This window comes from Mesorhizobium sp. M0587, from assembly GCF_040320945.1.
GTDB lineage: Bacteria > Pseudomonadota > Alphaproteobacteria > Rhizobiales > Rhizobiaceae > Mesorhizobium.
Genome location: NZ_JAMYQP010000011.1, coordinates 105,455 through 129,021 on the forward strand (window position 1 = coordinate 105,455; position 23,567 = coordinate 129,021).

The following is a 23,567-nucleotide window of genomic DNA, read 5'->3' on the forward strand; positions in this document are numbered from 1 at the left end:
GCATGATGCGGGAAAAAGTGGCGCAAGCGCCTGCAAGTGCGTCGGACGCCGCACCGACATTGCTGGCGCTGCGTGGCGTCGGCAAGGTCTTTTCCAATGGCGTGACGGCGCTGAGCGACGTCGACCTGACGATCCGGGAGGGCGATTTCCTCAGCCTGCTCGGACCGTCCGGCTGCGGCAAGTCGACGGCGCTGCGGCTGATTGCCGGCCTTTCCACGCCGACCTCCGGCGTGCTCGACTGGCGCGGCGGCGCCTCCCTCGACCGCTCGAACATCGGCTTCGTCTTCCAGGAGCCGACACTGCTGCCTTGGGCCAGCGTCTTCGACAATGTCTGGCTGCCGCTCAGGCTGAAAGGCATCAGCCGGTCCCAGGCGGCGCCGGCGGTGACGCAGATGCTGGCGCGGGTGCACCTGACCGGCTTCGAAGATGCGGTGCCGCGCGAACTGTCGGGCGGCATGAAGATGCGCGTCTCGATCGCGCGGGCCATGGTGACCAAGCCGCGCGTGCTGTTGATGGACGAACCGTTCGCCGCGCTCGACGAGATCACGCGCTTCAAGCTCAACAATGATCTGCTGGAACTGTGGCAGGACGAGCGCTTCACCGTCGTCTTCGTCACCCACAGCGTCTTTGAAAGCGTGTTCCTTTCCAATCGCGTGGTCGTCATGGCGGCGCGGCCGGGCAGGGTGTTCGATGAACTCGCGATCGAGGCTTCCTATCCGCGCGACGAGGCGTTTCGCACCTCTACCGATTACGCAGCGCTCTGCCGGCAGGCCTCCGATGTGCTGGTCAATGCCATCAATTCAACAGCAGGCTCGCACCATGACGGCCATTGACGAGCGGTCGCTCAAACTCGACCCCGAGGAAGCGCGCCGTGTGCGCCAGGAGCGGTTCGAGCGGATCGGCCGCTGGCTGCTGCCGATGGCGATCATGATCCTGGCGATCTGGCTGTGGGACCGCATCTGCGTGTGGAACGAGATTCCGCAATACATCCTGCCTCGACCCGGCGTGGTGCTGTGGACGCTCTACAACGATGCCGGCCTGCTGTTCTCGGCGCTGCTGGTGACCTTGCGCATCACCTTCCTCAGCCTGCTCCTTGCTGTTTTTGGCGGGGTCGGGCTGGCGGTGCTGTTCGCGCAATCGAAATGGGTCGAGATGTCGTTCTTCCCGTTCGCCATCGTGCTGCAGGTGACGCCGATCGTGGCGATCTTTCCGCTGATCAACATCTATGTCGACAACCAGACGACCAAGCTTCTGCTCTGCGCCTGGATCGTCGCTTTCTTTCCGATCCTGTCCAACACCACGCTCGGCCTCAACTCCGTTGACCGCAATTTGCGCGATCTGTTCAAGCTCAATGGCGCGACGCGCTGGCAGCAGTTACGCTATCTGAGATTGCCGGCAGCCATGCCGTATTTCCTCGGCGGATTGAAGATCGCCGGCGGCCTGTCGCTTATCGGCGCCGTGGTGGCCGAATTCGTCGCCGGCACCACCGGCCAGTCGTCGGGGCTCGCCTCGCGCATCATCGAAGCCGGCTACCGGCTCAACGCGCCGCGTCTGTTCGCGGCGCTGTTCCTGATCTCGCTCACCGGCATCCTGATCTTCCTCGTGCTGTCGCTGATTTCACATCTCATTCTGCGGCGCTGGCACGAAAGCGCGCTGAAGCAGGAGCGGTGATGACGCCCTTTTCCGCAGGCAAAAGCTGCCTCTCATCTTTCCCGGCGTTAGCGCCGCCCCTCACCCTTACCCTCTCCCCGTATAGGGACGGGGAGAGGGGGTCGTCAGCGTTGGAGCGCTTCCCTTCTCCCCGTCTCTATACGGGGAGAAGGTGCCGGCAGGCGGATGAGGGGCAGCGATGAGCTCCGAGATTCCGGACTCCGGCCGGTTCGTACTCGGCAACATCCGTGTTCACGCGTCGCTGACGCCCAGCCTGACCGCCATCTTCGATTCCGATGGCTTCGCGCTTGCCGATATCGCAGTCGCCGACGGCAAGATCTCCAGCATCACCGCACATGGCCGATCGGAAGCGCCTGCCGATGCGATCGACCTGGCTGGCCGCATCATCCTGCCGTGCTTCGTCGACTGCCACACCCATATAGACAAGGGCCATATCTGGCCGCGAAAGCCCAATCCCGACGGCACCTTCATGGGTGCGCTGAACGCCACCGGGGCCGACCGCACTGCCCATTGGAGCGCCGAGGACGTGGCGCGGCGCATGGATTTCTCGCTGCGCTCCGCCTACGCGCATGGCACCCGGGCGCTGCGCACCCATCTCGACAGCGTCGCGCCGCAGGAGGAAATCTCCTGGCCGGTATTCGAGACGATGCGCGATCGATGGCGCGGCCGTGTCGAGTTGCAGGGCGCCTGCCTGATCGGCATCGAGGGCGTGCGCGACAAAAAGTGGTTCGACAGGCTGGCAAAACGGGTCGCCGCCGCCAAGGGCGTGCTTGGCGTCGTCACCTATATGGTGCCTGATCTTGAAGAGCTGCTCGACCATGTCTTCGCGCAAGCCATCAAGCACGGCCTCGATCTCGATTTCCATGCCGACGAGACCGACGACGTTTCCGCGATCTCTCTGAAGAAGATTGCCGAGGCGTCGCTCTGGAACGGTTTCGAGGGAAAGATCCTGGTCGGCCACTGCTGCTCGCTGGCGCGCCAGCCGGATCTCAATGTGCTCGACACCTTGGACAAGGTGGCGAAGGCCGGGCTCTCCGTCGTGTCGCTGCCGATGTGCAACCTCTATTTGCAGGACCGGCGCGGCGACGGCACCACGCCACGCTGGCGAGGCGTGACGCTGCTGCACGAGATGAAGGCACGCGGCATTCAGGTCGCCGTCGCTTCCGACAACACGCGCGACCCCTTCTATGCCTATGGCGATCTCGATATGCTCGAGGTCTACCGCATGGCGACGCGCATCCTGCATTTCGATCATCCGGTCGCGGACTGGCCGCAAACGATCACCGCGACGCCGGCGAGCGTGATGCGGCTCGACGGGTTCGGTACGCTTGCCCCCGGCGGCGATGCCGACTTCATCGTCTTCAAGGGCCGGAGCTGGACGGAATTGCTGTCGCGGCCCGAATCGGATCGCATTGTCGTGCGTGGTGGACGCGCGATCGACCGCCAACTGCCCGACTACGCAGAACTCGACGAACTGATGGTGGAATGATGGACGTTTCGGCGCTCAAGCGCGATCTCGAAGGCCTTAAGATCGACGACAATCCGGCGATCGTCCAGCAGAAGAGCCGCGACTTTTATTGGTATAGCCCGGTGCTGAAGCGGCAGCTCGATCATGTCACCGGCGATCTGATCGTGACGCCGAAGAACGAGGCCGAACTGATCCGCGTGCTCGCCGCCTGCCACCGGCATGCCGTCCCTGTAACGCCGCGGGGCAGCGGCACCGGCAATTACGGCCAGGCGATGCCGCTCTCCGGCGGCGTGGTGCTCAACCTCGCCGAGATGAACGAGATCAAGTCGATCGCGCCGGGGCGCGTGGTGACCGGGCCGGGCGCGGTGCTGGCCGATATAGACAACGCAACGCGCGCGCATTCCGGCCAGGAATTGCGGCTGTCGCCCTCCACCTACAACACGGCCTCGATCGGCGGCTTCATCGCCGGCGGTTCGGGCGGCGTCGGCTCGATCAATTTCGGCGGCCTGCGCGATTTCGGCAATGTGCTGCGGCTGCGTGTAGTAACGATGGAAGCCGAGCCGAAGGTGCTCGAACTCACCGGCGAGGATCTGCACAAGGTGACCCACGCGTACGGCACCAATGGCATCATATCGGAAGTCGAGATGCCGCTGACCGCAGCCTATGACTGGATCGACGTCATCGTCGGCTTCGATGCTTTCATGGACGCGGCCCGCTATGGCAATGCGCTCGCCTGCCAGGACGGCATCCTGACCAAGCTGATCACGCCGATAGCCGCACCCGTGCCGCAGCTCTATTTCAAGCGGCACCAGAAGTTTTTCAGGGAGGGGCAGAGCATCTGCGTCGTCATGGTGGCACAGCATGGGCTGGATGCCTTCCTTGCCTTCACCCGCCGCGCCGGCGGCGAGGTCATTTTCAGCGCCGCTACAGCGACGCCGGAAGAGAAAAAAGGCCTGCCGCCTGCCTATGAGCTGGCCTGGAACCACACCACGCTCAGGGCGCTGCGCGTTGATCCTTCGATCACCTATCTGCAATCGCTCTATCCCTTTCCCAACCAGTTGAAGCTGGTCGAAAAGATGGACGCGATGTTTCCCGGCGAAGTCTTCTCGCATCTGGAATTCGTGCGGCTGGACGGCAACATCACCTGCTTCGGCCTGCCGCTGGTCAAGTTCACCACCGAGGCGCGGCTCGACCAGATCATCCGCCTGCACGAGGAGAATGGCTGCCCGATCTTCAACCCGCATCGCTATACGCTGGAGGAGGGCGGCATGAAGCAGACGGATGCGGTGCAGCTCGCTTTCAAGCGCGAGACCGATCCGCAGGGATTGCTCAATCCCGGCAAGATGATCGCCTGGGAAAACCCGGATTACGACTATCGTTCCGGCCGGACTTTTTTGTTCAAAGGGCTGCAGAGGACGGGATGAGAGGTTTGTGCTTGAACGCCCCCCTCCAGGATGTCCTCCTGTGAACATCCTCGTCCTCTACGCCCATCCCGTGGAGACCAGCTTCAATGCCGGCCTGCACCGGACGATCGTCGAGCGGCTGACGGCGGCGGGCCACTCCGTCGATGACTGCGATCTCTATGCCGAGGATTTCGACCCGCGGCTGGCGCGCCAGGAGCGGCTGGACTACCACAATCCGCGCGGCTCAGCCGACCCCGCGGCGCCCTATGTCGAGCGGCTGCTGCGAGCCGATGCGCTGGTGCTTTCCTATCCCGTCTGGAACTACGGCTTTCCGGCAATCCTGAAAGGGTTCTTCGACCGCGTTTTCCTGCCCGGCGTGTCGTTCAAGCTGGTCGACGGCAAAGTGCAGCCGTCGCTGCACAATGTACGCAAGGTCGCAGCGGTCACCACCTACGGCGGAAGCCGGTTCCGCGCCATGCTGATGGGGGACCCGCCGCGCAAACTGATCAAGCGCATGCTGCGCGCCACCGTAAAGCCGGGCGCTTCCGTTTCCTATCTGGCGCATTATTCGATGAACCTTTCGACCGACGAGACGCGCGAGGCGTTCTTGGCCAAGGTCACGGCCAGCATGGACAGATTCTGATGCGCGCGCTGGTGGTCTACTGCCATCCGGTGCCGGATAGTTTTTGCGCCGCAATCCGCGACATTGCGGTCGAGACGCTGAAGGCGAGAGGCTGGGAGGTGCGCCTGCTAGACCTCTATGCCGAGAAATTCGACCCGGTGATGAGTTGCGAGGAGCGGCGCACGTACAACAACCAGGCACCGCAGGACCCGGGATTGAAGCCGCATTTCGAGCTGCTCATCTGGGCCGAAGCGATCCTCTTCGTCTATCCGACCTGGTGGTATGGGCTGCCGGCGATGCTGAAGGGCTGGCTCGACCGGGTGTGGGCGACGGACGTCGCCTTTAAGCTGCCGGCCGGCAAGGGGCGGATCAAGTCGCTGATGCGGCATGTGACCAAGGTCGGCGTCATCACCACCTGCGGCGCGCCGACCTGGTGGAGCGTTATCGTCGGCCAGCCGGGACGCAAGACCTTGCTGCGCGGCATGCGGGCGCTGTGCGCCACGCGCTGCCGGACGTTCTTCCTGGCGCACTATCTGATGGATGCGTCGACGCCGCGGACGAGGGCCGCGTTTCTGGCGAAGGTGCGGGCGAAGCTGGAAAGGTTTTGAGTTCCTTACCCTCCCCCTTGTGGGGAGGGTCGATCCGCCTAGCGGATCGGGGTGGGGGTCTCGTAGGGCGCACCCCCACCCCGGCTCGCAATCTCCGCTTCGCTCCGACTGCGAGCCGACCCTCCCCACAAGGGGGAGGGTAAGAAGGCGCTACATCCTCGTCCGCTCCGCCTTCGGATCGTACATCGGCTTCAGCGATGCTTCGGCGGCGAAGCGCTCGCCGGCGATCTCGATCTCATAGGATGAAGCCAGCACCTCCGCCTCGCTCTCGCCCCGGCACTCGATATAGCCGAGCCCGACCGCGCCGCCGAGGTAATGGCCGTAATTGCCCGATGTGATCGGGCCGACGATCTTGCCGTCGCGCAGGATCGCTTCGTTGTGGAAGAGCAGCGGTTGCGGGTCTTTCAGCCGGAACTGGACCAACCGGCGGCTCAATCCGGTTTCCTTCTTTTTCAACACCGCGTCGCGGCCGATGAAATCGCCCTTGGCCGTCTTCACCGCGAAACCGAGGCCCGCCTCCAGCACATTGTCTTCGTCGGTTATGTCGTGTCCGAAATGCCGAAAGGCCTTTTCGATGCGGCAGGAATCCAGCGTGTGCAGGCCGCAGAGCTTCAGGCCGACATCGGCGCCAGCCTCGTCGATCGCCTCGAAGACATGGGCCGCCTGCTCGGTCGAGACGTAGAGTTCCCAGCCGAGTTCGCCGACATAGGTGACGCGGTGGGCACGGGCGAGGCCCATGCCGATCTCGATCTCCTGGAACGTGCCGAACGGATTTTTCTCGTTGGAGAAATCGTTGGGACTGACCTTCCGGATCAGCTTTCGCGCATCCGGGCCCATCAGGCACAGCACGGCTTCCGCCGCCGTCACATCGGTGATGACGACGAACTCCTCGCCGACATGCCGGCGCAGCCAGGCTAGATCACGTTGCAGCGTGGCACCGGGTACGACCAGGAAGTAGGCCGTATCCGAAAGGCGCGACACGGTGAGGTCGCTTTCGATGCCGCCGCGCTGGTTGAGCATCTGCGTGTAGAGGATCTTGCCCGGCGCGACGTCCATGTCGTTGGCGCAGAGCCTTTGCAGGAAAGCACAGGCGTCTCGGCCCTCGACCCGGATCTTGCCGAACGAGGTCATGTCGAACAGGCCGACCTTGTTCCTGACCGCAAGGTGTTCCTCGCGCTGGTTGTCGAACCAGTTCTGCCGCTTCCAGGAATAGCGGTATTCGCGCTCCTGTCCTTCGCGGGCGAACCAGTTGGCGCGCTCCCAGCCGGCGACTTCGCCGAACACGGCGCCGCGCGCCTTGAGTTGCTCATGCAGGGGTGAGCGCCTGATGTTGCGCGACGTCGCCATCTGGCGATAGGGGAAGTGGTCGGCATAGAGCAGGCCGAGCGTTTCCGAGACACGCTCCTTGAGGTAACGGCGGTTCTTCTGGAACGGCTGGGCGCGGCGGATGTCGACTTCCCACAGGTCGAAAGGCGCCTCGCCATCGTTGATCCATTGCGCCAGCGCCATGCCTGCGCCGCCGGAGGAGACGATGCCGATCGAATTATAGCCGGTCGCCATCCAGTAGCCGCTGAGCTCCGGCGCTTCGCCCAGATAGTAGCGGTCGTCGGGGGTGAAACTTTCGGGGCCGTTGAAGAATGTGTGGATGCCGGCGGTCGCCAGCATCGGCATCCGGTTGACGCCCATTTCGAGGATGGGCTCGAAATGGTCCATGTCCTCGGGCAACTGGTCGAAGCAGAAATCCTCGCGGATGCCGTCCATGCCCCATGGCTTTGCTACCGGCTCGAAGGCGCCGAGCATCATCTTGCCGGCGTCTTCCTTGTAGTAGGCGCATTCGTCCGGCACGCGCAGCACCGGCAGGCGGCTGAGGCCGGGGATCGGCTCGGTGACGAGGTAAAAATGCTCGCAGGCGTGCAGCGGAATGGTGACGCCGTTCTGCGCGCCCAGTTCGCGCGCCCACATGCCGGCGCAGTTGACGACGATGTCGGCCTCGATGGTGCCTTGTTCCTCGCCTTGCGCCCAGGACACGCCGGTGACGCGGCCGGCTTTGGCATGGACCTTGGTAACCTTCACATTCTCGACGATGGTGGCGCCGCGCTGGCGCGCGCCCTTGGCCAGCGCCATGGCGATGTTGGCGGGATCGCACTGTCCGTCGAGCGGCAGATGCACGGCGCCGACCACGTCGGACACGTTGAGATGCGGGTACATCTCTTTGACTTCATTGGGGGAAATCTCGCGCACATCGACGTCGAAGGCGCGGGCGAGCGACGCCTGCCTGTAGATCTCGTGCTTGCGCTCCTCGGTCAGCGCCACGGTGATCGAGCCGACCTGGCGCATGCCGGTGCCGACCTCGGTCTCGGCTTCCAGCTTGACGTAAAGGTCGGCCGAATATTTCGCCAGCCGCGTCATGTTCTGCGAGCCGCGCAATTGGCCGATCAGGCCGGCGGCATGCCAGGTCGTGCCCGAGGTCAACTGCTTGCGTTCGAGCAGCACGATGTCGGTCCAGCCGAGCTTGGCCAGGTGGTACGCGACCGAACAGCCGGAGACGCCGCCGCCGATGATGACGGCACGGGCTTTGGTAGGGACGGCCTTGGCGGTCATGCGGCCTCGCGACGGTAGCTGGAAGCAAAGCGGCGCAGCCGAAGCGCTGCTTCCCGCAACACGGGTTCGGGTTGGCACAGGCTGACGCGGATATGACCAGCGGCAGCTTCGCCGAAACTGGAACCCGGCATCACGCCGACCCTCTCCTTGTCGAGCAAGGCGAAGGCGAATTTCTCATCGTCCGGCTCGATGGCCGATATGTCGAGCATGACATACATACCGCCCTCGGAGCCGCGCACGGCAACGTTGTTCATGCCATGGACGGCGTCGAGCAACACGGTGCGTCGCGCCGCATAGCGCTCGGCGATCTCCTTGACGCCATAGCCGTTTTCCAATGCCTCGACACAGGCGATCGAGATGAAGGCAGGCAAGCCGTAGGTCGTTACCAGATTGAGATTGGTCAGCAGCGTGATCATCTCGCTGGGGCCGGTCAGCCAGCCCATGCGCCAGCCGGTCATGCCGTGGCTCTTGGACATCGAATTGATGACCAGCGTGCGCTCGGCCATGCCGGGCAGCGAGCGCGGCGAGACGTGCTCGCCACCACCCAGCGTCCAATAGACCTCGTCCGACAACAGCCAAAGATCATGCTCCCGGCAAACTTCGGCCAGCTGTTCCAACCGCTCCCGCGAATAGACCGCACCGGTCGGATTGTTCGGCGTGTTGATCAGGATAGCGCGCGTGTTCGGCCGAAGCGCCGCGCGGATCATGTCGGCGCGTGGCTGGAAACCATCCGCTGCCGGTGTCTCGACCACTGTGAATTCGGCGCCAGCCGCGCTGAAAGTGTTGGGATAGGTCGCATAGTAAGGCGCAACCACGATGGCATGATCGCCCGGATCGAGCACGGCCTGGACGGCCGCGTAGAGCGCCGCCTGTCCACCGGGCGTGGCGATGATCTGGTCGGGGTCCGTCGCAACGCCGGTGCAGGCGCGCGATGCCGCGGCCATCGCCTTGCGCAGGCGTGGCAGGCCAGGCAGCGGCGTGTAATGGTGATTGCTGCCGCGAACCGCGGTCACGCATGCTTCTATCGTTTGCGAAGGCGTGTCGAAGTCGTGGTCGCCGACCGACAGCATGATGATGTCTTCGCCGGCCTCCTTGCGGGCCCAGGCGGCGAAATGGACTTCCCAGCCATCCTTGCCCGAAGGCACGATGCCGGAAATGCGCGATGATGGTCTAGGCATGGATGACTCCTGAAATCTCATAGCCGGCCCGTTCGAGCCGTTCGCGCAGAGCGGCGATATGGGCCGGTCCGACTTCGCAGCAACCGCCGACGATGTCGGCACCGGCCTCCACCCAGCCGATGGCCTGGTCGGCATAGGCGTCCGGCCCGAGATCATGACGGGCATGCAGCACATCGACCGTGCCGCCATGCTTGAGCGCCTCGGTGGAAGTGAAGCCGTTGGCATAGGCACCGACCGGACCGCCAAGCTCGATCAGTTCGGGCAAGGCCACGGCGATCGCTTCCGGCCGGCAGCAGTTGACCAGCCGCGCCGCGACCGGCAGGTCGCCGAGCGCCGAGGACGCGGCGGCGATGGCTTCGCCGCTGCGCAGACGCGGTTGGCCGTGGTCGGCCAGCGTCCACGACACCCATACCGGCTTGCCGCTTTCCGACGCGGCGGTCACCGCCGCGCGCGCTTCCTCGGCCGACGCCATGGTTTCGCAGAGGAACAGGTCGACGCCGTCGGCCTGCTCGGCAACGATGCGGCGGTAGATATCGAGCGTCTCCTGATAGGAAATGGTCAGCGCCGGCGCATAGCTGCCGAAAAGCGGCGACAGGCAGCCGGCGATAGCGGTGTCGCCGGCCAGGTCGCGCGCCTGCCTGGCCAGTTCGATGCCGCGCTTCTGCAACGGCTTGAACAGATCCTCCGCACCCTCTCGGGCCAGGCGTTCGGGTGTTGCCGAATAGGTGTTGATGGTGATGATGCGGGCGCCGGCGCGGATGAATTCCGCGTGCAGGTCGCGCACCAGATCCGGCTCGTCGATCAGCACCCTGGCCGACCAGAGCGGTGTTGGCTCGGACTTGCTGCGGCGAACCAGTTCCTGGCCCATGCCGCCATCGGTAAGGACGACTTGCTTCATGCGCGCAGCCTTTCGTTCCTGGGATCCTGTAGCGGGGCGTAGTGGACCTCCCAGCCGCCCTTGCCCAAAGGCACGATGCTGGAGACGTGCGATGATGGTCTGGACATGGCTATTCAGCTCCTGGAGAGTAAGTCGAGAAAAACACTTTGGGCACTTGCCTGTATTGAGGGCTCTTTTCCAAGACGTAGTCGGCGAATGAAAAGTCGTCTTTGCAGGAGAACACATTTTTGTGCGCAAAGAGAATCTGTAAGTAGTTGAAGTTTATGACATTTTCTTCGACCGCTGGCATTGGTGTCCCCCGGTGGAATGCATCATCAAAAATTTTTCCTGAAATCAATGTCTTTCGAATCGAGCTAAGCCCTTCCGGGTTCGCCATCGGGTGATACTGGCCAGAAAGGACTGCCCGGTTCGCCTCGATCTGAAACTGTTGTGCGCTCGCATATCCATCGGTTAGTTGCCTCGATGTCGATTGATGCGGGATATACAACGCCAACTTTGGGGTCAGTGGAAAAAACGCCTCAATCCCTGCAACGTCGAAACCGAGATCTCCGCTTTGAGATGGATTCTCCGTGTTCTGGAAGGTGACGGGATGGTCGCCAACATAAAATGTATGACTACCCTCGATCTTCATTAAGACCCACTTCCGCCCCAATATCTCCTTTTGTATCAAGAACGAGGATCTCATCGAGGTCATGAATATGTTAGCTCGCCTTTCTTTGTCGACGGCAGAAGCTCCCTCAAAAAACGATGCCGTCCTAAAACTCTGAATGGCAATAAGGAGACTGACGATCTCCCGCTCCTGCTCGGAGATTGAAAGTACATTCTCGTGATCCACCATTTTTTTGATGGAGCGTGCGCAGTTTGATTCAAGTTTAGACAATCGACCTTCGTATGAGATATTTCTCCCTGATATTTCGAAGTCATAGAAATTCTCGGAGCACGCGGCTTTCGTCACGGGAACGTATGAGCGCGCGCCATTTGACAGTGCATATGCACAAAGTCGGCCGTGTTCACCCACAAAGCGTTTCAAGATGAACTTTGGCACAAAATGGTGGTTGCCCAAGTCTATCCTCGCAGCCTCTCGTTCTTCGGATCCCACAAAGGCTCGTCTTTCTGCACCACCGCCCGAAAACGGTCGCCGAAGATTTCGACCTCGACAGAAGTGCCGGCTTCGGCCAGGTCGGCGCGCAGCATGCCGAGCGCGATCGACTTGTCGATGCGATGACCCCAGCCGCCGGATGTCGTCTCGCCAACGATCTGGCCGTCATGCCAGAGCGTCGACATGTAGGGCGCGTCGCAATCGCCGGGATTTTCGACGACCATCGTGACGAAACGCTTCTTCACGCCTTGCTGCTTCTCGTTCTGAAGTGCCGCCTTGCCCCGGAAGTCAGGCTTTTCCCATTTCACGAAACGCTCCAGCCCGCCCTGCAGGATCGAATAGTCGGTGGACAGGTCGCCCTTCCAGGTGCGGTAGCCTTTTTCAAGCCTGAGCGAATCCAGCGCGTACATGCCGAACGGCTTCAGCCCATGCTTCCGGCCGGCGGCCCAGATCGTGTCGAAAATAGCGGCGGTGTCACCGACCCTGGTGTGGATCTCCCAGCCGAGTTCACCGGCGAAGGAGACGCGGACAAGCTTTGCCCAGCGGCCGGCGATATTGGTTTCCTGGTGCGTCAGCCATGGCAAGGCGAGGTCGGCGCCACAGACATCGGCAAGGATCTTTCGCGCGTTGGGGCCGGCCAGGACCTGAGTGGAATATTCCTCGGTCCGATCGGTCAGCTTGAAAGGCGCATCCCCAGGCATGCGCGATTTCAGCCATTCGAAATCATGCCATTGCGCGACCGCGGCGGTGATCAGCGTCATCAGATTTTCATCGTGGCGCACGACGGACATCTCGGTGACGATGCGGCCCTTGTCGTCGGAGAAATAGACGAGGCCGATGCGACCGGGCTTCGGCACCAGGCCGGTGATCTGCAGGCTCAGCCATTCGGCGGCACCAGGTCCTTCGAGATTGAAGCGCGAAAAGCCCGGCAGGTCCAGAATGCCGGCGGCATCGCGCACGGCCAGGCACTCCTCGCGGACGCGATGCTGCCACGGCCCATCGCGGCGGAAGGTCAGTGTCGCTTCCTCGGAGATGTCGTCGCCGTCTTTCGCGTACCAGGTGGCGCGCTCCCAGCCATTATAGGCATCGAAGCGGGCGCCGAGCGCGCTGATGCGATCGTGGATCGGCGACAGCTTGCGATTGCGGCCCTCGGGCCAGGCATGGCGGGGAAACTGGATGGCGTATTCGTTGCCGTAGATTTCCATGCCCTTGGCGACACAATAATCCGGCGCCGAGGCGAAGGTGGTGAAGCGGCGCGGATCGCATGACCACATGTCCCATTCGGTCTGGCCCTGCGTCACCCATTCCGCCAGCACCTTGCCGGCGCCGCCGCCTTGCGCGATGCCGAAGGTGAAGACGCAGGCTTCGAAGGCATTGGGGACGCCCGGCATCGGTCCGATCAACGGATTGCCGTCCGGCGCATAAGGGATCGGGCCGTTGATGACCTTGGACAGGCCGGCGGTGCCCAGGATCGGCACGCGGGCGACAGCATCGGCTAGGTAATGTTCCAGCCGGTCGAGATCGTCCGGGAACAGCTGGAACGAAAAATCGTCCGGCATCGGATCGTTGTGACCGGCCCAATGCGCGCGGCAATTGCGCTCGTAGGGGCCAAGATTCATGCCGTTCTTTTCCTGGCGCAGATAGTAGGAAGTGTCGACGTCGCGCAGCAGCGGCAGTTTCTTTCCCTGCTCTCGCGACCATGCGGCGAGTTCGGGGATTTCCTCGAACAATATGTACTGGTGGCTCATCACCATCATCGGCACGTCGCGGCCGAACATGCGGCCCACCTCGGCGGCGCGGTAGCCAGCGGCATTGACGACGATCTCGCAGCGGATCTCGCCCTGGGCTGATACAACGACCCATTCATCCTTCTCGCGGCGCACACCGGTGACTGGGCAGAAGCGGATGATTTTGGCGCCCATGTCACGCGCGCCCTTGGCCAGCGCCTGGGTGAGCTGCGCCGGATCGATGTCGCCGTCGCTTGGATCGTAGAGTGCACCCTTCAAATCATGCGTCTCGATAAAGGGGTAGCGGCGCTTGACCTCATCGACGCCGATGATGTCGATGTCCATGCCTTGGTAGCGGCCCATGCCCTTGGCGCGCTGGAACTCCTGCATCCGCTCGACCGAGTGGGCGAGCCGCAGCGAGCCGGTGACGTGATAGTTCATGGGGTAATCGACTTCGTCGGCCAGCCCGCGATAAAGCTCGGTCGAATAACGCTGCATGTTCATCAGCGACCAGGACGAGGAGAAGGTCGGCACATTGCCGGCGGCATGCCAGGTCGAGCCAGAGGTCAGCTCGTTCTTTTCCAACAGCACGCAGTCGGTCCAGCCCGCCTTGGCCAGATGATAGAGCGAGGAGGCGCCGACGACGCCGCCTCCGATGATCACCACGCGTGCCGTGCTCGGCAAACCGGCCATATTCTTCTCCAACCCTTGGTCTAGCGTTCATTCAATAAACTGGCGGCGAAACCACCCAGATGACGACCGCCGGCTCCGTTCCCGGATTGCGCCAGCGGAAAGGCTTGCCGTCGAAGCGAAAGGAATCGCCTTCGCCGAGCCGATGCCATGTACCTGATATTTCGATGTCGAATGTGCCCGACACGACATATCCAGCCTCTTCGGTCGGCCGACGCGCCTCCGTCTTGAGCTCGGCGCCCGGCGCGAAGACGGAGCGCAGCATCTCGAAGCTACCGCCGAGATCGGGCGATAGGAGTTCCTCCATCAGGCCGGATTCGCTTGTGCCAAGCGCGCGGCGGCTGGCGGAGCGCACGATCACGCCACGCTCGCTTTCGATGGGAACGTCGTGGCTGAAGAATAGGCTGAGCGGCACGCCGAACAATTCGGCGAAGGCCCTGAGATCACTGAGCGAAGGCGTCGACAGGCCGCGTTCGACCTGGCTGACCCAGCCGACCGAGCGGCCAAGTCTCAGAGCGATTTCCGCCAGCGTCAGTCCGCGCGCCCTGCGCAAAGCTCTGATATCGCTGGCCAGCACCCGTTCGTCAGGTTCCTGCAATGTTCGTGCGATGGTTGAAGGCAAAACGATCTCTTCATGAAAATTCGCGACCAAATTTCATGAGAAATCAAGCTCATGAAAAAATCAAGTGGATTTTCACCGATGCTCAAGATTTACTTGCAGGATTTTGGCGGTTCATGCAAAGGCTCGGCGGCGAGCGGCGAGTGGGGACGTCCGAGCGAGACAAAGGCTAAAGGGACGGCCCATGCTAGAGAAAATGCCTCGAATTGCGGGCGATGCCGACGTCGTTGACGACGCGATCCTGTCGCGCCGTTCGGTGCGTGCATTCCTGCCCGACATGGTCGACGATGACACCATCCGCGCCATACTGACGGTCGCGGCCCAGGCGCCTTCGGGCACCAACATGCAACCGTGGCGGGTCTATGTCACCAAGGGCGAGACCAAGCAGCGGATATCAGCCGCCATTCTCAGCTCGGGCATTCGCGCCGAGAAAGCAGACTGGGACGAGTACCGCTACTATCCCACCCAGTTCTTCGAGCCCTATCTGACACGGCGGCGCGCCAACGGCTTCGGCCTGTATGGCGCGCTTGGCATCGGCCGCCGCGAAGTCGACAAGATGCGCGCCCAGCATGACCGCAACTTCGTCTTCTTCGACGCTCCTGTCGGCATGATCTTCACCATCGACCGCCGGCTCAACCAGGGCTCGTGGATCGACTACGGCATGTTCCTGCAGAACATCATGGTCGCGGCGCGAGGCAGAGGCCTGCACACCTGCCCGCAAGCGGCGTTTGCCCCCTATCACCGGCAGATCAGGCCGGTGCTCGGCATTCCCGACGAGGAAATCGTCGTCTGCGGCATGGCACTCGGTTACGAGGATACGACGAAGCCTGAAAACGCCTTCCGCACCGACCGCGTGCCGCTGGAAGAGTGGGTGACGTTCAGCGAGTAGATGGCTGATCGCCAGTTGGCCTTGGCCGACACATCGGCGCGATCGGTGGCGCCGGCGGATATTTCTAGCGGCAAGACCGGCTGGCCTTGATGCCAGAAGCAGCGCCAAGGCGGCCATGCGGCCGCCAGCTACTGCACCTCGTAGCCGACTTCCTCGCTGGCATGGCAGAGCGCCTTCCAGAACGAGCGCGCGAACGAGCGAAAGACATAGATGTCGAACTGGTCGGCGCCGGTGCGCTGGATCTGGGCAAAGACGTCGTGATGGGCGGTCGAGCGGCCAGAGCCGACCGGAAAGGCTGGCAACGCGAAGTCGATGGCGAAGAATTTCGCCAGCACCCATTCGGCCTTTGGCCCGGCAATGCGGATAGCGGTGCGGCCGTGCGACAGATCGGTCACCGTACCGATGGCCGGGGTGACCACATTGACGAAGGCCGCGGCCAGCCCTTCGGCCTCGTCGGCGGCGGTGAACTTTCCCGGCGCGAAGCCGAACGCCGACTTCACCCCGTCGCTCAGGCCGCCACCGGCGCCGTCCGGCAGCGCAAGCCCGGTGACGGTGCGGATGGCAGCGATCAGTTTCTTCTCTTCGCCGGGCCACGCCGCAAGCTGCACGATCGAGCCCGGTCTCGTCTCGGTAAGGATGATCTCGACGCCATGCTCGAAATTGCCGTGGGAGCCGGGGTGAAATTCCGGATCAAGCGGTGATTGACGCTCAACCATGCATGCGGCTCCCGTCCGGATCGTAGAAGTGGTTGGACACGATCTCGACCGGTCCGAAGCGGTTGCGCAAGGGATCGGAGACATGAGCGCGCGTGCCGTGCCGCGCCTTGCCGCCCTTAACCAGTGCCAGCGCGATATACTTGCCCAGCGCCGGCGAATAGCAGCAGGCGGTGATGTGGCCGATCGAGCCGTGCGGGTTGGCCTCGTCAAGCTCCTCGACAATGTGCGCGCCGCCATTGAGCGGCCGGTTGTCGAGCGCGACCAGGCCGACGAGTTCCAGCCGATCGGGCGCGATCAGGCCCTCACGGTCCATCATCGCCGAGCCGATGAACGGCTTCTTCTTCGACAGCATCCAGTCGAGATGCAGGTCGCGCGCCGTGGTGCGTCCGTCGATCTCGGCGCCGGTGACATGGCCTTTCTCGATCCGCATCGTGCCCAGCGCCTCGAGCCCATAGGTGACCAGCCCGAACGGCTTGCCGGCCTCGACCAGCGCCTCCCAGACATGGGTGCCGTAGCCGGCGCCGCAGTACACCTCGAAGGCCATTTCACCGGAGAAGGAGAGCCGGCAGATCATCACCGGCACGCCTGCGATTTCGCCGCGAACGATGCCCATGAAGGGCAGGGTGGCATTGTCGACCGATGTGCCGGTGACGCAGGCGGCGAGAATCTGTCTGGCCTTCGGCCCGCCGATCGCCGCGCCCGCCCATTCGTCGGTCACGGAGGTGACGTGCACTTTCAGCTCCGGCCAGATCACGTCGAGAAAATATTCCAGATGCTGCATGACCTTGCCGGCATTGGCCGTGGTGGTGGTCATCAGGAAATCCTGTTCGCCGAGCCGCCAGGTGGTGCCGTCGTCGAAGGCGAGGCCGTCCTCGCGCAGCATCAATCCGTAGCGCGCCTTGCCGATGGTGAGCGTCGAAAACATGTTGGTGTAGACGCGGTCGAGGAATTCGGCGGCATCGGGGCCCTGCACGGCGATCTTGCCCAGTGTCGAGACATCGACCATGCCGGCGCTTTCGCGCGTCGCCTTGGCCTCGCGCACATAGGCCTGCTCGATGGTTTCGCCTGCATGACCATAGATCATCGGTCGATACCAGAGTCCGGCGGAATACATGGTCGCGCCGTTGGCGAGATGCCAGTCATGCATCGGCGTCAGCCGTTCAGGCTTCAGATCGCCGAAGCGCTCCGCTGCCAGCGAGCCGATCGACACCGGCGCGAAGGGCGGCCGGAAACGCGTCGTGCCGACCTCGGGGATCGGCTTGCCCAACGCTTCGGCCATGATGGCGAGGCCGGGGATGTTGGAACTCTTGCCCTGGTCGGTCGCCATGCCGAGCGTGGTGTAGCGCTTCAGATGTTCGACCGAGACGAAGCCCTCGCGATGCGCCAAGCGCACATCTTCGGCCGTGACGTCATGCTGGAAATCGACGAAGCTCTTGCCCTTGGCCCGGATCTCGAAGACCGGCGCCGGATCGGGATCGCCGGGCGCTGCCTCGACCGTCGGCAGTATGGCGGGCGTGCTTTGCCCACCCGCTGCGACAAGGCCCGCGGCGCGCCCTTCGGCCATCGCCTCGGCGGTGGAAAAACTGCCGGTGAAAGCGCCGGCACCGATCCATTTTTGCATCGGCTTCGGCGGCAGGAAAGCCTGTCGCGCGGCATTCCATTCCGCCTTGGCACCGGCCTGGCTGGCCAGGTGGATGGTCGGCGACCAGCCGCCCGACATCAGCAGGCAGTCGGCGTGGATGCTGCGGGCGTCGCCGGTGAGCGAGCCGTTGGTCATGTCGAAACGCTGAACCTTGATGCCCGAGAGCGCCTTGCCTCCCTCTGTCGCGACGACGGCCTGACCGGCGAAAATTTCGGCGTCGGTTTCCGCGATCAGCTGGCGCATCTCCGTCGAAAGCTCTGGCCGGACGTCGATAATGGCGACCACCTGTGCACCTGCCTTCTTCAGGGCAAGTGCGGAGCGATAGGCGCTGTCATTGTTGGTGAACAGCGCGATGCGCTCGCCCGGCAGCACGCCGAATTCGTTGGCGTAGCGCTCGGCCGCATGCGCCAGCATCACGCCGGGTCTGTCATTGCCGGGGAATACCAGCGGCCGCTCGAAGGCGCCGGTGGCCAGCACCACGGATTTGGCGCGGATTGCCCAGTAGCGATGGCGTGGCTCGCCCTTGGCCGGGGCTTCCTTGTGGTCGCTGACCCTTTCCAGCGCGGCAAGCGTGTTGTTGTCGTAATAGCCCCAGACCGTGGTGCGCGGCAGAAGCCGGACATTGTCGCGGCCTTCGAGCTGGGCGACGGTGCGGCGCGCCCAATCGGCCGCCGGCGCGCCATCGACGATTTCATCGGACCAGTTGGCCGAACCGCCGAAGCGCGGCTCGAGATCGGCCAGCATGACGCGGGCGCCCTGATCTGCGGCTGCCTTGGCGGCCATCAGACCGGCGGGGCCGGAGCCGACCACCAGCACGTCGCAAAAGGCGTTCATGCGCTCGTAGCGGGCCGGGTCCCTCGCGGATCCGGCCCTGCCCAGGCCGGCGGCGCGGCGGATGAAATGCTCGCAAAACATCCAGAGGCGCGTGCCCTTCAGCGGGCCGAACACCGGACCCATGAAGGTCTTGTAGTAGAAGCCGGCCGAGAGGAGCTTGCCGCCAAGCTGGTTGACGGCGTTGATGTCCCAGGCAAGCGAGGGAAAACGGTTCTGGCTGACGGCCACCAACCCATCGTGGATCTCGACCATGGTCGCCGGAATGTTGGGCTCGCGAACCTCTCCCTTCAGCACCGTCACCAGCGCGTTGGGCTCCTCGACGCCGGCGGTCAGCAGACCGCGCGGACGATGGTATTTGAACGAGCGCCCGTAAAGGGTTACGCCCTTGGCCAGCAGCGCCGACGCCAGCGTGTCACCGGCGTGGCCGGTGTAGGGCGCGCCGTCAAAGGTGAAGCGGATGGTTTTCAGCCGGTCGATGCGGCCGCCGCTGTCGGTGCGCCGCGGGCTCATGACTTGCCCTCCGCCTTGCGGCGCGTGGCAGAGGTGTGATCGCCTCGCACGAAGGCGACGCTGGAAATCTCATGCGTCAGCGTGTTGCGCACGACCCGCAGATGTGCGCGGCAACCGCCGGAATGCTGCCAGATCTCGTTGTGGTCGCCGGCCGGGTTCAGCCGGTCGTAGACATAGGCGTTCCACGCCTCGAAATTCTGCGAGGCGGGATCGGGGCGCTCGCGGTTGCCGTCACCCTGATAGGTGAATTCGATGACGTCGCGCGGGCCGCAGTAGGGGCAAGTGATCAGCATCGAATTGTATCTTCTTGTTTGACCATGAACTTGTCTGGGAACCGGCTTCCAGTCTTCGCCGATGCGGCCCTTCGGTTCCGGATCATGGCTAATGAAGCCTCGGGGTGGCGCCCTGGCCCTTGTCGTCGATCACCAGGCCGCGGTGGAAGCGGTCGAGCGTGAAGGGGGCGTTGAAATCGTGCGGCTGATCCTTGGCGATGGTCCAGGCAAAGCACCAGCCGGAGGCCGGCGTCGCCTTGAAGCCGCCATAGCACCAGCCGCAATTGAGATACATGCCGGGCAGGGGACCGGTGGTGATGATCGGCGAACCGTCCATCGACATGTCGCAGACGCCGCCCCAGGAGCGCAGCATGCGCACGCGGGCAAGGCCTGGAAACAGCGCCAGCATCTCGCTCATCACCTCGTCGACGATGGGCAGATTGCCGCGCTGGGCGTAGCTGTTGTAGCCGTCGATGTCGCCGCCATAGACGAGGCCGCCCTTGTCGGACTGCGACATATAGAAATGCCCCATGCCGAAGGTCACGACGGTGTCGATGAAGGGTTTTAGCGATTCGGTGACGAAGGCCTGCAAGACATGGCTCTCGATCGGCATCGTTTCGACGCCGGCCAGTTGCATGACGCGTCCGGTGCTGCCGGCCACCGCGACCGCCACCTTCCTGGCGCGGACGTCTCCGCGCGAGGTGGTGACGCCCGATATGCGGTCGCCGTCGCGCAGGAAGCCTGTGACCTCGCAATTCTCGATGATGTCGACGCCGCGACGGTCGGCGCCGCGCGCATAGCCCCAGGCCACCGCGTCGTGGCGGGCGGTTCCGGCGCGGCGCTGCATCAGGCCGCCAACCACCGGGAAGCGAGCGCTGTCGGAGATGTCGAGCGCCGGGATCAGGCGCTTGATCTCGGCCGGCGTCATCAACTCGGCGTCGACGCCGAGATGGCGCATGGCGTTGCCGCGCCTTGCATAGTCGTCGAACTGGGCTGGCGTGTGCGCCAGGTTCAGGCAGCCGCGCTGCGAGAACATGACGTTGTAGTTGAGCTCGTGCGCGAGGTTCTCCCACAGTTTCATCGAATGTTCGTAGAAGCGGGTGTTCGCCGGCAGCAGGTAGTTCGAGCGTACGGCTGTCGTGTTGCGGCCGACATTGCCGGAGCCGAGCCAGCCCTTTTCCAGCACGGCGACATTGGTGATGCCGTGTTCCTTGGCGAGATAGTAAGCGGTCGCCAGCCCGTGGCCGCCGCCGCCGATGATGATGACATCATAGGAAGCCTTGGGATCCGGCTTGCGCCAGGCCGGCTTCCAGTCCTTGTTTCCCTTGAGCGCGTTCGCAAGCAGCGAAAAGGCCGAGTACTCTGCCATCATTGTCATCCGGTTCGGGCGATGCGGCAGACTATAGAGCAGGCCGCAGCCGCAAAGCCAATATTGCGCCATTGCCTTTCGACTGGCCGACGCCTTTGTCAGGGATCAGAGGAGGGCCAGCGGATGGGATGATATCGGCGATCGGATGCGACGGCTTGCCCCATGATATGGCCGTCTTTATCAAGGACAGGCTCTTCAACGCCTTTGCCGCCCGTGAGTCGTCAACAAATCATGCTTTTCCGATTGCTTCGCCTCATCCTGATCATCACGCTCGTCGTTTCGGCGCCGCTGTCGTTCGACGCTGCGGCGCAAGGGCTCGGCCAGGCTCCTGCCGGACTGGTGGCCGACCAGCAGAAGATCCTGCAGGATCTGACGACAAAGACGGACAATCTCGACAAGAAGATCCAGCAGGACGGCGAGGATGACAGCGACCTGGTCGATATCCGCCTGCAACTCGAGGAATTGTCGCACAAGGCGCTGAACAGCGCATTGGCCTTTCGTTCCCGCCTCGGTGAGATCAACGCCCGACTCGAACAGCTTGGTGCCGCGCCCGCTGCCGGCCAGCCGGCGGAGCCCGATATCGTCAGCGGCGAACGCCAGGCGCTGGCGTCGGAAAAGGCGGAAATCAACGCGGTCATCGCGCAAGCCCAGACCTTGTCGATCCGTATCAGCGGGCTGATCGACAAGATCGGCAACATGCGCAGCGAGTTGTTCCGCAATCTGCTCACCAAGCGCTACGTGCTTTCCGATGCATTGAGCCCGCAGGTTTTCTCCGATGCCAAGGACGAGTTCGACAATTTCTACAAGGCGGTGTCGTCCTGGCTGAGCTTCGCGTTTAAATTCAAGTTCCAGGCGATCCTGGCGGCGACCTTCGTGGCGCTTGGCCTGGCCCTCGTGCTGCTGGTCGGCGGCAGACGGCTGTTCGGACGAGTGTTCGAACCTGACCCCACCAACGAGGACCCGTCTTATCTCAGCCGCCTCTCGGTGGCCTTCTGGTCGACCTTGCTGCCGACGCTGGCGGTTGGTGCGTTTCTTGGCTCGACGATCTTCTTCTTCAATTATTACAATGTGTTGCGCGGCGATATTGGCTTCTTCCTCAATGCGCTGGCGACCGTCATCGGCGTGGTGTTCTGCGTCAACCGGCTGACCAATGCGGCGTTGTCGCCGCGGCTGCCGAACTGGCGCCTGATCCCAGTCGAGACCGGGCCGGCGCGATGGCTGGTGCGCCTGGCCACCGCCATGGCCGTCGTCATCAGCGTCAACACCTTCCTGTCGATAATCAACGACAAGATGGGATCGCCCCTGTCGCTGACCATCGCCCGCAGTTTCGTCGCCACCATCATCGTTGGCGTCATCCTGATCCTGATGGCGATGCTGAGGCCGTTCAAGGCGCATGACGGAAGCTGGCGGCCATGGCCGGCATGGCTGCGCTATACATCGCTTGCGCTCGGTTTCTTCACCATTATCACGGCGCTGCTCGGCTATATCGGCCTCGCCCTTTTCGTCTCGCTCCAGGTTGTCGTCACCGGCACCGCCCTTGTCACCGCCTATATCGGCTTCCTCTCGGCGCAGGCGATCGGCGAGGAGGGTGCTTTCGCCAACACATCCGTCGGTCGCTGGCTGTCAGCCAATTCCAGCTATGAGGACACGGCACTCGACCAGCTCGGCCTTGTCGTCAGCGTCGCCATCAACGTGATGATCGTGCTGGTCTTCCTGCCGCTGATCCTTTTGATGTGGGGCTTCCAGCTGGGCGACATCCAGGCCTGGGCCTACAGACTGGCAACCGGAATCACTGTCGGCTCTGTGACCATTTCGGTCACCGGCATCCTTTCGGGCATCGTCGTCTTCATCATCGGCTATTTCCTGACGCGCTGGTTCCAGGGCTGGCTCGACGGCTCGGTGATGGCGCGCGGCAAGGTCGATACGGGGGTGCGCAATTCGATCCGGCTGGCGATCGGCTATGCCGGCGTGGCATTGGCGGCGCTCGTCGGCATCTCGGCCGCCGGCATCGATCTCTCCAGCCTGGCGCTGGTCGCCGGCGCCCTTTCCCTCGGTATCGGCTTTGGCTTGCAGAATGTGGTGTCCAATTTCGTCTCGGGCCTGATCCTCTTGGCCGAGCGGCCGTTCAAGGTCGGCGACTGGATCGTCGCCGGCGACATCAGCGGCACGGTCAAGAAGATCAGCGTGCGGGCCACCGAGATCGAGACTTTCCAGCGGCAATCGGTAATCCTGCCCAACTCGAACCTGATCAACAACGCCGTCGGCAACTGGACGCACCGCAACAAGCTCGGGCGCATCGACCTGAAGGTCGGCGTCGCCTATGGCAGCGACGTCAAGCAGGTGCATGCCACTCTGCTGGAAATCGCGCGCGGCCACCCGCTGGTGCTGAAGAACCCCGAGCCTTTCGTGCTGTTTGCCAATTTCGGGGCTGCCGCGCTCGAATTCGAGGTCCGCGTGTTCCTGGCCGATGTGACGAACGGCAACATCGTGCAGAACGATATCCGCTTCACCATTCTCGAAACCTTCAACAACGAGCACATCGAGATACCCTCGACGCCGCGTGCCGTCGTTGACGTCAAAAAGCCCAAGGCCTGGCCAACCGACGATGACAAGATCGAGGCTGACTTCGCCGAACAGGAACAGGCAAAGGTGGCCGCGGCCGAGGCGAAACTGCTGGTCAAGCCCCGCAAATCCAAGAAGCCCGATCCTGACTAATCGTGGAGCTCAAACCGCGCAAACCCAATTGCGGCA

General features: G+C 63.2%; 18 protein-coding genes. 8 read left to right on the top strand and 10 right to left on the bottom strand.

From position 1 onward, the window contains the following. The first annotated feature begins 2 nt into the window (after window positions 1-2). The 6 genes from NKI49_RS13120 (at window position 3) to NKI49_RS13145 (ending at window position 5,772) form a co-directional block, all read left to right on the top strand. A complete protein-coding gene (locus NKI49_RS13120; RefSeq protein WP_352597915.1) occupies window positions 3-833 on the top strand; it encodes an ABC transporter ATP-binding protein in 831 nt (276 codons plus the stop codon). Next, window positions 820-1,671, top strand: a complete 852-nt coding sequence (locus NKI49_RS13125) for an ABC transporter permease (protein ID WP_352597916.1) — start codon at window positions 820-822, stop codon at window positions 1,669-1,671. The genes NKI49_RS13120 and NKI49_RS13125 overlap by 14 nt, the downstream gene beginning before the upstream one ends. Window positions 1,672-1,849: 178 nt before the next feature. Beyond that, window positions 1,850-3,160, top strand: a complete 1,311-nt coding sequence (locus NKI49_RS13130) for a cytosine deaminase (protein ID WP_352597917.1) — start codon at window positions 1,850-1,852, stop codon at window positions 3,158-3,160. After that, window positions 3,160-4,563 (top strand): FAD-binding oxidoreductase, encoded by a 1,404-nt coding sequence (locus NKI49_RS13135; RefSeq protein WP_352598052.1) that lies wholly within the window; start codon window positions 3,160-3,162, stop codon window positions 4,561-4,563. Before NKI49_RS13130 ends, NKI49_RS13135 begins: the two co-directional genes overlap by 1 nt. A gap of 40 nt (window positions 4,564-4,603) precedes the next feature. Then, complete coding sequence (locus NKI49_RS13140) at window positions 4,604-5,185, top strand: NAD(P)H-dependent oxidoreductase (RefSeq protein ID WP_352597918.1); 582 nt, start codon at window positions 4,604-4,606, stop codon at window positions 5,183-5,185. After that, complete coding sequence (locus NKI49_RS13145; RefSeq protein ID WP_352597919.1) at window positions 5,185-5,772, top strand: NAD(P)H-dependent oxidoreductase; 588 nt, start codon at window positions 5,185-5,187, stop codon at window positions 5,770-5,772. The genes NKI49_RS13140 and NKI49_RS13145 overlap by 1 nt, the downstream gene beginning before the upstream one ends. A 150-nt stretch (window positions 5,773-5,922) precedes the next feature. On the opposite strand, the gene NKI49_RS13150 is transcribed toward NKI49_RS13145, so the two are convergent. The 6 genes from NKI49_RS13150 to NKI49_RS13175 form a co-directional block, all read right to left on the bottom strand. Continuing rightward, window positions 5,923-8,373, bottom strand: coding sequence for a GcvT family protein (locus NKI49_RS13150; protein ID WP_352597920.1), 2,451 nt, complete (start codon window positions 8,371-8,373; stop codon window positions 5,923-5,925). Next, entirely contained in the window at window positions 8,370-9,551 is a 1,182-nt protein-coding gene (locus tag NKI49_RS13155; protein WP_352597921.1) for a pyridoxal phosphate-dependent aminotransferase, read from the bottom strand. The genes NKI49_RS13150 and NKI49_RS13155 overlap by 4 nt, the downstream gene beginning before the upstream one ends. Then, complete coding sequence (locus tag NKI49_RS13160; RefSeq protein ID WP_352597922.1) at window positions 9,544-10,449, bottom strand: homocysteine S-methyltransferase family protein; 906 nt, start codon at window positions 10,447-10,449, stop codon at window positions 9,544-9,546. Before NKI49_RS13160 ends, NKI49_RS13155 begins: the two co-directional genes overlap by 8 nt. Window positions 10,450-10,558: 109 nt before the next feature. Then, the gene (locus NKI49_RS13165; protein WP_352597923.1) at window positions 10,559-11,512 is read right to left on the bottom strand and encodes a DUF4238 domain-containing protein; all 954 of its coding nucleotides are present in this window, start codon (window positions 11,510-11,512) and stop codon (window positions 10,559-10,561) included. 2 nt (window positions 11,513-11,514) lie between these two features. Continuing rightward, the gene (locus NKI49_RS13170; protein WP_352597924.1) at window positions 11,515-13,968 is read right to left on the bottom strand and encodes a GcvT family protein; all 2,454 of its coding nucleotides are present in this window, start codon (window positions 13,966-13,968) and stop codon (window positions 11,515-11,517) included. A 31-nt stretch (window positions 13,969-13,999) separates the two neighbouring features. After that, complete coding sequence (locus NKI49_RS13175) at window positions 14,000-14,587, bottom strand: helix-turn-helix domain-containing protein (RefSeq protein WP_352597925.1); 588 nt, start codon at window positions 14,585-14,587, stop codon at window positions 14,000-14,002. Between the two features lie 181 nt (window positions 14,588-14,768). On the opposite strand from NKI49_RS13175, the gene NKI49_RS13180 reads away from it, so the two are divergent. Continuing rightward, window positions 14,769-15,473, top strand: coding sequence for a nitroreductase (locus NKI49_RS13180; RefSeq protein ID WP_352597926.1), 705 nt, complete (start codon window positions 14,769-14,771; stop codon window positions 15,471-15,473). Between the two features lie 128 nt (window positions 15,474-15,601). Here the strand turns inward: NKI49_RS13180 and NKI49_RS13185 are convergent, their stop codons facing one another. The 4 genes from NKI49_RS13185 to NKI49_RS13200 all read right to left on the bottom strand — a co-directional run bounded on the left by NKI49_RS13185 (window position 15,602) and on the right by NKI49_RS13200 (window position 20,816). Continuing rightward, complete coding sequence (locus NKI49_RS13185) at window positions 15,602-16,189, bottom strand: sarcosine oxidase subunit gamma (RefSeq protein ID WP_352597927.1); 588 nt, start codon at window positions 16,187-16,189, stop codon at window positions 15,602-15,604. Next, window positions 16,182-19,175: a sarcosine oxidase subunit alpha gene (locus tag NKI49_RS13190; protein WP_352597928.1), complete on the bottom strand. Its 2,994-nt coding sequence runs from the start codon at window positions 19,173-19,175 to the stop codon at window positions 16,182-16,184. The genes NKI49_RS13185 and NKI49_RS13190 overlap by 8 nt, the downstream gene beginning before the upstream one ends. After that, on the bottom strand, window positions 19,172-19,468 hold the full coding sequence (locus tag NKI49_RS13195) for a sarcosine oxidase subunit delta (RefSeq protein ID WP_027026030.1): 297 nt from the start codon (window positions 19,466-19,468) through the stop codon (window positions 19,172-19,174). The genes NKI49_RS13190 and NKI49_RS13195 overlap by 4 nt, the downstream gene beginning before the upstream one ends. Before the next feature lie 88 nt (window positions 19,469-19,556). After that, the gene (locus NKI49_RS13200) at window positions 19,557-20,816 is read right to left on the bottom strand and encodes a sarcosine oxidase subunit beta (protein ID WP_352597929.1); all 1,260 of its coding nucleotides are present in this window, start codon (window positions 20,814-20,816) and stop codon (window positions 19,557-19,559) included. A gap of 231 nt (window positions 20,817-21,047) precedes the next feature. Between NKI49_RS13200 and NKI49_RS13205 the strand changes: the two genes are divergently transcribed. Further along, window positions 21,048-23,531, top strand: coding sequence for a mechanosensitive ion channel family protein (locus NKI49_RS13205; RefSeq protein ID WP_352597930.1), 2,484 nt, complete (start codon window positions 21,048-21,050; stop codon window positions 23,529-23,531). Window positions 23,532-23,567 lie beyond the last annotated feature (36 nt).

What these genes read in the sequence shown, in the direction of transcription:
- NKI49_RS13145 (WP_352597919.1), top strand. Translation starts at nt 5,185, where the DNA reads ATGCGCGCGCTGGTGGTCTACTGCCATCCGGTGCCGGATAGTTTTTGC.
- NKI49_RS13180 (WP_352597926.1), top strand. Translation starts at nt 14,769, where the DNA reads ATGCTAGAGAAAATGCCTCGAATTGCGGGCGATGCCGACGTCGTTGAC.
- NKI49_RS13160 (WP_352597922.1), bottom strand. Translation starts at nt 10,449, where the DNA reads ATGAAGCAAGTCGTCCTTACCGATGGCGGCATGGGCCAGGAACTGGTT.
- NKI49_RS13130 (WP_352597917.1), top strand. Translation starts at nt 1,850, where the DNA reads ATGAGCTCCGAGATTCCGGACTCCGGCCGGTTCGTACTCGGCAACATC.
- NKI49_RS13135 (WP_352598052.1), top strand. Translation starts at nt 3,160, where the DNA reads ATGGACGTTTCGGCGCTCAAGCGCGATCTCGAAGGCCTTAAGATCGAC.
- NKI49_RS13185 (WP_352597927.1), bottom strand. Translation starts at nt 16,189, where the DNA reads ATGGTTGAGCGTCAATCACCGCTTGATCCGGAATTTCACCCCGGCTCC.
- NKI49_RS13170 (WP_352597924.1), bottom strand. Translation starts at nt 13,968, where the DNA reads ATGGCCGGTTTGCCGAGCACGGCACGCGTGGTGATCATCGGAGGCGGC.
- NKI49_RS13195 (WP_027026030.1), bottom strand. Translation starts at nt 19,468, where the DNA reads ATGCTGATCACTTGCCCCTACTGCGGCCCGCGCGACGTCATCGAATTC.
- NKI49_RS13205 (WP_352597930.1), top strand. Translation starts at nt 21,048, where the DNA reads ATGCTTTTCCGATTGCTTCGCCTCATCCTGATCATCACGCTCGTCGTT.
- NKI49_RS13120 (WP_352597915.1), top strand. Translation starts at nt 3, where the DNA reads ATGATGCGGGAAAAAGTGGCGCAAGCGCCTGCAAGTGCGTCGGACGCC.
- NKI49_RS13155 (WP_352597921.1), bottom strand. Translation starts at nt 9,551, where the DNA reads ATGCCTAGACCATCATCGCGCATTTCCGGCATCGTGCCTTCGGGCAAG.
- NKI49_RS13200 (WP_352597929.1), bottom strand. Translation starts at nt 20,816, where the DNA reads ATGGCAGAGTACTCGGCCTTTTCGCTGCTTGCGAACGCGCTCAAGGGA.
- NKI49_RS13190 (WP_352597928.1), bottom strand. Translation starts at nt 19,175, where the DNA reads ATGAGCCCGCGGCGCACCGACAGCGGCGGCCGCATCGACCGGCTGAAA.
- NKI49_RS13150 (WP_352597920.1), bottom strand. Translation starts at nt 8,373, where the DNA reads ATGACCGCCAAGGCCGTCCCTACCAAAGCCCGTGCCGTCATCATCGGC.
- NKI49_RS13125 (WP_352597916.1), top strand. Translation starts at nt 820, where the DNA reads ATGACGGCCATTGACGAGCGGTCGCTCAAACTCGACCCCGAGGAAGCG.